7 protein-coding genes are annotated in these 9,132 nt (G+C 66.9%); 6 read left to right on the top strand and 1 reads right to left on the bottom strand.

The genetic code is table 11. From position 1 onward, the window contains the following. On the bottom strand, positions 1-1,261 hold a 1,261-nt coding region (locus ACP5E6_RS12930), incomplete at its 3' end, for a sensor histidine kinase (RefSeq protein WP_427954664.1). A gap of 88 nt (positions 1,262-1,349) precedes the next feature. Here ACP5E6_RS12930 and ACP5E6_RS12925 point away from each other — a divergent pair. The 6 genes from ACP5E6_RS12925 (at position 1,350) to ACP5E6_RS12900 (ending at position 9,095) form a co-directional block, all read left to right on the top strand. Beyond that, positions 1,350-1,943, top strand: coding sequence for an OmpA family protein (locus ACP5E6_RS12925; RefSeq protein WP_427954662.1), 594 nt, complete (start codon positions 1,350-1,352; stop codon positions 1,941-1,943). A 27-nt stretch (positions 1,944-1,970) separates the two neighbouring features. Next, entirely contained in the window at positions 1,971-2,927 is a 957-nt protein-coding gene (locus ACP5E6_RS12920; RefSeq protein ID WP_427954661.1) for a hypothetical protein, read from the top strand. Positions 2,928-2,954: 27 nt separating this feature from the next. Then, positions 2,955-4,493, top strand: a complete 1,539-nt coding sequence (locus tag ACP5E6_RS12915; RefSeq protein WP_427954660.1) for an acetolactate synthase large subunit — start codon at positions 2,955-2,957, stop codon at positions 4,491-4,493. Positions 4,494-4,668: 175 nt separating this feature from the next. Continuing rightward, the gene (locus ACP5E6_RS12910) at positions 4,669-6,489 is read left to right on the top strand and encodes a chloride channel protein (RefSeq protein WP_427954658.1); all 1,821 of its coding nucleotides are present in this window, start codon (positions 4,669-4,671) and stop codon (positions 6,487-6,489) included. 123 nt (positions 6,490-6,612) lie between these two features. Further along, positions 6,613-8,133, top strand: a complete 1,521-nt coding sequence (locus ACP5E6_RS12905; RefSeq protein ID WP_427954657.1) for an acyl--CoA ligase — start codon at positions 6,613-6,615, stop codon at positions 8,131-8,133. After that, positions 8,130-9,095: a 2-dehydropantoate 2-reductase gene (locus tag ACP5E6_RS12900; RefSeq protein ID WP_427954656.1), complete on the top strand. Its 966-nt coding sequence runs from the start codon at positions 8,130-8,132 to the stop codon at positions 9,093-9,095. The genes ACP5E6_RS12905 and ACP5E6_RS12900 overlap by 4 nt, the downstream gene beginning before the upstream one ends. Positions 9,096-9,132: the final 37 nt, after the last annotated feature.

The raw sequence follows: 9,132 nt of genomic DNA, 5'->3' as shown, positions 1-9,132 counted from the left end.
CGGCGATGGTGATGATCAGATGGGCACCGGCGCCCCGCTCAGGATCGGCGCCGATTTCGGCCGTAATGGTGATGGAATCGCCGGAACGGCACGCGGCGACGGCGTTGCGCAGCAGGTTCTCGATAGCGCCGCGGGTCAGGATCGGATCGAGCGTCCAGGTCACGCCGCTGGGAGGCGCTGTGATATCGGTGCGGTCCTGGCTCGCGATCGCTTCGGCAATCAGCGGATCGAGCGCGGTGGACCGGGGTTGCGGCGAGGGCGTCGCCGCGAAGCCGAGCAGGCGGCGCGTCAGCGTTTCCAACCGCGCGGCCGCGATCAGAATATGGCGCAGGGCGGCGGTCTGTCGGGCGGGATCGGCGCAAGCGCCGGATTGCGCGAGGCCGGTTTCCGCCCGCAGGCGGATCGCGCCGAGCGGGTTGCGGATTTCGTGGGCAAGTCCGGCGGCCATGCGGCCAAGGGCCGCGAGACGTTCGGACTGGGCAATCCGCGCGCGGGCCGCATCGAGGCGGGTATTGGCCGCGTTGAGCGCGGTGATCAACCGATCGAGCTCCACCTCGCCGGTCAGGGCGAGCGCGCCGGGCTGATCGGCGGTCAGCGCGGCCTCGACGCCGGCCAGCCGGCGGGAAAAACCGAGCACCATCCAGGCCAGGAACGCCGCCGAGGCAAGCAGGGTGGCGAGCAGCACCGCAAGACCGCCGAACGCGAACCGGGTGAAGGCCGATCGCAACAAATCGGCGCGCAGCACGGTGAACGCGGCAAGATTGGCGACCGGCGTGCCCAGCGGGCCACCGAGCGGGCAGGTGGCGATGGTCGTGCGATCAAGAAACCCGCCCTTGGTGGTCACGATCAGCCGGTCGGCAGCCACGGCCTCGCCGATCTGGCGGTCCAATCCGCTCGATCGCGCCGTCGGGATGACCCCGAGCGTCGCGCTGGCCGAGGACCCAACCGCCGCGATACCCCCGGCAATCCCCCGGTCACGCTGCAGGGCCAGAAGCAGGACGGCGTGCAACCCGGCATCGAAGGCGACCGGATCGGGCACGGCGGCCATGCCGGCGGTATAAAAATCGTAGCGCATCGTGATCGCCTGACACGCGCGGGCCGCGACGGCGCGGTCCCGCTCCCGATGGGCGGTCTCGGTCTGACGAAACAATCCAAGAATCAGAACGGCGACCACGATCGAACCAAACAACGACATCAGCCACAGACCGAACAGGCGCGCGCGCAACGACATCGCCACCGAACCGGGGGGTATCCGGTTCATGCCGGCGGGACGCGCTGGAACTGCGGCGCCGGATGCATTATACTAACGTCCACAGCGTCTCGGCCATTTTAATAAGGAGGATTTAAGAATGAATCGCATCGGAATAGTGAGTGTCGCATTTGCCAGCGTGTTTGTCGCCCCGGTCGCCTGGGCGCAATCGACCGGACCCACGGCATCGCAGATCATCCAGGCCCTGAAACCGACCAGCACCATCTCACCCACCACCCGCGGCATCGTGCCGCTGAGTCCCGGCGATCAGGAAGCGACCGCCAAAACCCCGGCCCTGCCGACCACGCCCAGCGCGATGCGCGTCGGCGGGGGAAAATCGGCGGCGCCATCGATCAATCTGAACGTCGATTTCGCCCTGGGTTCCGCGACATTGACGCCGCAGGCCAAGGCCGAGCTTGATCGTCTCGGTCACGCGCTGACCGACCCGACCCTCGCCGCCTATAAATTCAAACTGGTCGGCCATACCGACACGACCGGCAATGCCACGACCAATCTGGCCCTGTCGAACGCCCGCGCGAAGGCCGTGGATGATTATCTCCAGTCCAAATTCAACATCGCCCCCTCCCGTCTCACGGCACTCGGCGTCGGCGAACACGATCTTCTGGTGCCAACCGGACCCAACACGCCCGATCGCGCCAATCGGCGGGTCCAGGTCATCAACATCGGCAAATGAGAGTCGGGCGGCGCCGGTTCTGATCTGATGGCGCTCCCGAAGGCAACAAGGCGCCCGCAAATTCTGTCACAAGACGACACGATCCGCCTCGCGCCGCCCGCAAAACCGCGCGGCGGCCTGCGCGCCTGGCTCGCCGCCGGCGCGGTGGTCCTGTTCATGGCCATTGGCGGGACCGCCTGGTTCATGCGGCATCCGGCACCGTTTCCCTTGGCCAGCGAAAGCACGATCTTTCATCACGTGAGCCGGCATTTCACCGTCTTCCGGTTTGCCGACGACCCGCTGATCCTCGTGGTTGATTGTCCCAACCTGCATGCCCAGGGCCTGATGTTCGATCGCATCGCCGCCCTGATCGAAAAGGCCGACGCGCCCAAAAACCGGGTGCTCAGCGCCGCCGGCTTCCAGGCGCGGCTGGTGGCGGCCGATCTGACGATCGGCGATTATTATTACGGTAACGACTATCCCGCCCGGGCGCTGCGCCGGTTTTTCCGCCTCGTGCATGCCGAGCATCTCACGCTCAACCCGCAGGAACGCCGCCTGCGCGCAATCGCGGCGCGCGCCGGCTTCATGACACCCGGCGCCAATGGCGCGGTGATCTCGATTCCCCAGGCCGGGTCCGGCCACCGGGTCGATCTGCGGGCGCGGGCGGTCATCCTGCGCCATGAATTGTCCCACGGCGCATATTACACCATCCCGGCGTATCATGCCTTTGTCCATCACTTCTACAACACGGTGATGACCGCGCCGGAACGCGCGGCGTTTCAGGCGTTTCTGGTGCGTCAGGGCTACGACGCGGGGTATCACGGCTTGATCGTGAACGAGACGTTGGCCTATCTGATCTTCACCCGTGACAAGGATTTTTTCCGCGCGGGGGCGGTTGGTTTGTCCCGCGCGACGATCGCCGCGTTGCGGTCGCAATTCGTGGCGACGATGCCGGATTTCTGGCTGAAACCGCTCGCGTCGGCACCGTTGCCGATCCGGGGGTAGAATATCATTGAAGGGGGCGGCTTTACGATGAACGGTGCCGAAAGTCTGGTCCATACGCTGATCGCCTGCGGCATCGACACGGTTTTCGCCAATCCGGGAACCAGCGAGATGCATTTCGTCGCCGCGCTCGATCGGATTCCCGGCATCAACTGCGTGCTGTGCCTCGATGAAACCGTCGCATCCGGCGCGGCCGACGCATTCTGGCGCATCAACCGGCGCCCGGCGGCAACCTTGCTCCATTGCGGGCCGGGACTCGCCAATGCCCTGGCCAATCTGCACAATGCGCGGCGCGGCCGGTCCGGCATCGTCAACATCGTCGGCGATCAGGCCACCGATCACCGGCCGCTCGACGCCCCGTTGACCGCCGATACCGAAGGCTGGGCGCGTTCGGTGTCGGGCTTCCTGCGCACCGCGACCCATGCCGCCACGGTCGGGCGTGACGCGGCGGACGCGGTGGCGGCGGCGCGGACCGGCACGATCGCCACGCTCATTCTACCGGCCGATACCGCCTGGACCGCCGGCGGCGTGCCGGGCGCGCCGATCAAAGACCTCGCGCGCCCGATCCCCGACCCCGCAACGATTGCCGATGTGGCGGCGATCCTGCGATCCGGCGAGCCCGCCATGCTGCTGCTCGGCGGTCGAACCCTGAACGATGCATCCCTGCGTCAGGCGACAGCGCTCGCGGCGGCCACCGGCGCCAAAATACTGGCCGAAGTGTTCAACGCGCGGATGGAACGGGGCCAGGGCCGCCCGCCGATCGAGCGCATCCCCTATCCGATCGATGCGGCGATCGCCGCCCTCGCGGGGATCAGGCATCTCATTCTGGTCGAAGCGAAGCCGCCGGTCGGGTTCTTCGCCTATCCCGGCAAACCGGGGCCATTGTGGCCGCCCGATGGCACCGTGCACACGCTGGCGACGATCGACCAGAATGGTTCGGCCGCCCTCGCCGCGCTGACCGCGCTGCTGGAAGTGCCGCCGATCCCGATCGTCCCGACCCCGCGACCCGCCCCCGATACCGGCAAAATCGCGCCCGAGGCGGTGGCTACCTCGCTGGCGGCGCTGTTGCCGGCGGATTCGATCGTCATCGACGAGGGCATCTCGTTCGGGCGCGGCTTTTCCCGCTTCACCCACGGGGCCGCCCCGCATCTGTGGTTGCAGGTGCCGGGCGGGGCGATCGGTGGCGGCCTGCCGATGGCGATCGGCGCCGGCGTCGCCGTGGCCGGATCGGGGCGGCGCGTGGTGGCGATCCAGGCGGATGGCTCGGCGATGTACAGCATCGCCGCCCTCTGGACCGCGGCACGACGCCAGTTGGACGTGACGGTGATCATCCTGGCCAACCGCAAATATGCCATTCTGCTGCATGAATACGCCGGGGTCGGCGCCAATCCGGGGCGAACGGCGATGGATATGCTCGATCTCGGCAATCCCGATCTCGATTTCGTCAAACTCGCCGCCGGCATGGGCGTCGCCGGCGCGCAGGCAACGACGATGGCCGCCCTCAATGAATTACTGACCGCGAGTTTCGAACGAAAAGGTCCATTTCTAATCGAATTGTTAACTATTTAACCCTATCACGCCAGCAGATCGGTTCGATCGCTGAAATCGCTCAATTCGGCGGTTGACCGCTGTTTTCGACTACTGCAACACTAACTTGGCCATGATGCTGACACAGACTGACGGCATGTGACCGCCGGGCGGGTGGTCCGTCCACGATTTCGACCCCCCCATACCGGGACGCCTGATGGCCAGTTCGACCGTTCGCCGCGATTATTCCCAGCGATTTCTCATCGGGCTTCGGCGCCGTTTGAACGCGGTCACGATCGATGCGCCGATGCATCTGCGCGCCCTGGTCCGCACCGATGAATTATGGCTCGCCGCTCTGGCGATCCTGGTCGGCATTCTCGGCGGCATCGCCGTGTATCTGATGGATTTTTTCAGCCATCATTTTCATTTCTGGTTCTTCGCCCTGCCGCAACTCGGCGAAGGCCTCTCGCAGCAAGCCCATATCGACCCGATCCGCGCGATGTTCGTGCCCATTCTGGGCGGCGCGCTGCTCGGATCGATCTCCTGGCTGCTGGCCAAATACCGCCCCGGCAATTTCGTCGATCCGGTCGAGGCCAACGCCCTGTACGGCGGCAAATTATCCTTGCGCGACTCCCTGATCGTCGCCGGCCAGACCGTATTATCGAACGGGGTCGGCGGATCGGTCGGGATGGAGGCGGGTTACGCCCAGTTCGGCAGTGGTCTGGCCTCCTGGGTCGGCCAGCAATTCCGCCTCCGCCGCAACGATCTGCGCATCCTGGTCGGCTGCGGCGCCGCCGCCGCGATCGGCGGCGCCTTCAACGCCCCGCTGTGCGGCGCGTTCTACGGCATCGAGCTGGTCATCGGCACCTATTCCATGACCAGCCTGCCCCTGATCATCATCGCCTCGCTCACCGGCACGCTGGTCGCCGACATGATGATGGATGGCGGGGTCAAAACCCTCGATGTCGTGTTACCCACCGTGGTGCCGGGCTATGCCTATCCGCTCGCGATCATTCTGGGCGTCACCGCCGGCTTCGTCGGCATCGCGATCATGCGCGGCGTCACCTCGATCGAGGCGGGATTTCGCCGCGCCGGCGTGCCGATCTGGTTGCGCCCGATCCTGGGGGGCGTTGTGGTCGGGCTGCTCGGCAGCATCACCCCGAAGGTGATGGCATCGGGCAATTCATCCCTGCACACGCAATTGGCCGTGGTCTATCCGCTGCTCCTGGCGCTCACGCTGCTGGTCATGAAATCGACCGCCTCGGCCTTCTCGATCGGCTCCGGATTTCGCGGCGGCCTGTTCTTCGCCGCCCTGTTCATGGGCTCGCTGCTCGGCCGCGCCTATGGCGATGTCGCGGTGCTGCTCCCCTTCGCCCATGGCGTGCCGATCGGCTTCTACGCCGTGGTCGGCATGGCCGCCCTCGCCGTCGCGATCGTTGGCGGCCCCATGACCATGACCTTCCTCGCCCTCGAAAGCACCAATAATTTCAGCATCACCGTCGCCGTTCTGGGGGCGGCGATCGCGGCATCGCTCACCGTGCGCCGGGTCTTCGGCTATTCCTTCACCACCTGGCGGTTCCACCTGCGCGGCGAGAGCATCCGCAGCGCGGTCGATATCGGCTGGATTCACAATCTGACCGTCGGGCGAATGATGCGGCGCACCCAATACACCGCGCATGAGGATATGGACATCGGCGCCTTCAAAGCCGAATACCCGCTGGGACGGACGCAATTCGTCGTCGTGCTCGACAGTCACGAAAGCTACGTCGGCCTCGCCTATCCGCCGGAAGCCCAGTCACCCGGCGAGGATGATCCGCACACGCTCCACGACATCCTGCGCCACCAGAACGATTTCCTGTTGCCGCAAGCCACGGTGAAGGAAGCCATCAAGGCGTTCGAACGGGCCGAGTGCGATGTTCTTGCGGTGCTGGACGGGCCGGAAACCCGGCGCGTCCTCGGGGTTCTGAGCGAGCAATACGCGCTGCGCCGCTACAGCGAGGAGCTGGACCAGCGCCGGCGGGAATTGTCCGGCGAATAATGCCGCAATCTCGCGACCAGGCTTCCCGCGACCATGCTTGCCGCAGCCATGCTTGCCGAATGGGGCGGACCCCGGCAAACACCCGCTCTCGGTGGCGATAATCAGGCGGCAGGGAGATCCATCATGAACGAAACAGTCCATCGCATCGCCACGACCCATTCCGGCCCGCGCGCGATCGGCGCGCCCGGCCGCCCGTGGCTGGATGGCGCCGGCCTCGCCACCCTGACCGCGACCACCATCACCTGGCTGAACGCGCGCGGCATCGGCCGGGGCGACCGTGTGGCGATCGTGCTGCCGAACGGCCCGGCCGCGGCAACCTGTTTCGTCGCGATCGCCGCAATGGCCGCCGCCGCACCGCTCAACCCGGCCTACAAAGCCAGCGAATTCGAATTCTACCTCACCGATCTGCAACCAAGCGCGGTGATCCTCGCCGCCGGTCTCGACTCACCGGCCCGCGCCGTCGCCGCTGGCCTGGGCATCCCGGTGATCGAGCTGGTCGAAGCCGCAGCCCCGGCCGGCAATTTCCACCTCGACTCTCCGGCCTTGGCCTCGCGCCCGGCACGCCACCCCGGCCCGGCGCAACCGAACGACGAAGCGCTGGTCCTCCACACCTCGGGCACCACGGCGCGGCCGAAAATCGTGCCGCTGAGCGGGCGCAACCTCGCGGCCTCGGCACGGCACATCGCCACCAGCCTGTCGCTGACGCCGGACGACATCTGCCTCAACGTCATGCCGCTGTTTCATATCCATGGCCTGATCGCGGCAACCCTCGCCTCGCTCGAATCCGGCGCCGGCGTCTGCTGCACCCCCGGATTCAACGCGTTCCGCTTCGCCGCCTGGCTGACCGAGGTGAAACCAAGCTGGTACACCGCGGTGCCGACCATGCATCAAGCCATCCTGATGCGCGTCCGCGGCGAGGCTTCGGCCCTGCGCGCCACCCCCCTGCGCTTCATCCGCTCCTCATCCGCCTCGCTGCCGCCGCAGGTGATGGCCGAGCTTGAAGCCGTCTTCGCCGCCCCGGTGATCGAGGCCTATGGCATGACCGAGGCCGCCCACCAGATGGCCTCGAACCCGCTGCCCCCGCGCGCGCGCAAACCCGGCTCCGTCGGTCTGCCGGCCGGCCCCGAAATCGCCATCATGGATGATTCCGGCGCGTTGCTCGCCCAGGGGGAAATCGGCGAGGTGGTGATCCGCGGCCCCAACGTCACCGAAGGCTACGCCGGCAACCCCGAGGCCACCGCCCGCGCCTTCACCAACGGCTGGTTTCGCACCGGCGATCAGGGTCGTCTCGATGCCGATGGCTATCTGCATCTCACCGGGCGGCTGAAGGAAATGATCAACCGCGGCGGCGAGAAAATCAGCCCGCTTGAGGTGGATGTGGTCCTGCTCGACCATCCCGGCATCGCCGAAGCCTGCACCTTCGCCACCCGGCACGACAAACTCGGCGAAGACGTCGCCGCCATCGTGGTGCCGCGCGATGGCGCCACCCTCACCCCGCACGAGATTCGCGATTTTGTCGCTGCCCGTCTCGCCGCCTTCAAGGTTCCACGGCAAATCCTGGTGATGGACTCGATCCCGAAAGGCGCCACCGGCAAAATCCAGCGAATCGGCCTCGCCGAACGCCTCGGCCTGTCGGGCACATGAGCCGCATCTGCGTCTTCGGCGCCGGCGCCATCGGCGGTCTGGTCGCGGCACGGCTGGAGGCCGCCGGCACCAGCGTCTCGATCGTCGCGCGCGGCCCCCATCGCGCCGCGATCGAGGCGAACGGCCTCGTGCTGATCTCCGGCGGCGAGCGCCTCGTCACCCATCCGCGCGTGGCCGATGCCGCCGCGCTCGGCCCCCAGGATTACGTGCTGATCACCCTCAAGGCCCAGGGCATCGAACCGGCGCTGCCGCAGCTGCGCCCGCTGATCGGGCCGCACACCACCATCATCGCGGCGATCAACGGCATCCCCTGGTGGTACACCCACGGAATCGCCGCCCCCTTCGCCGATCGCCGGATCACCGCGATCGACCCGACCGGCGCGGTATGGCACGCGCTCCCCCCCGCGCAAACCCTCGGCTGCGTCGTCTATCCCGCCGCCGAAATCACCGAGCCGGGGGTCATCACCCACAGCTATGGTGACCGTTTCGTGCTGGGCGAACCGGATGGCTCACGCAGCGCCCGCGCCACGTTCATCAGCGCGGCCCTGATCGCCGCCGGGCTGAAAGCGCCGCTGCGGCCGCGCATCCGTGATGACATCTGGGTGAAACTATGGGGCAACATGGCGTTCAACCCGATCAGCGCCCTCACCGGTGCCACGCTCGATGTCATCACCGGCGATCCCGGCACCCGCGACATCGCCCGCACAATGATGCGCGAGGGTCAGGAAGTGGCGGAGCGCCTCGGCGTGCGCTTCAGCATCGATCTCGAAAAACGCATCGACGGTGCCGCCGAAGTCGGCGCCCATAAAACCTCGATGCTCCAGGACCTCGAACACGGCAAACCAATCGAGATCGAGGCGCTGCTCGGCGCGGTGGTCGAACTCGCCGCCTGGGTCGATGTGCCGACCCCGATGTGCCGCACCATCCTCGCCCTCACGCGGCAACGCGCGGCTTCAACGTAACGCGCGGCAACGCGCGGCTTCAACGTAACCTGCGCCA

It is taken from the genome of Acidiphilium sp., assembly GCF_049977125.1.
GTDB lineage: Bacteria > Pseudomonadota > Alphaproteobacteria > Acetobacterales > Acetobacteraceae > Acidiphilium.
This window is presented reverse-complemented; position numbering and strand designations above follow the sequence as displayed.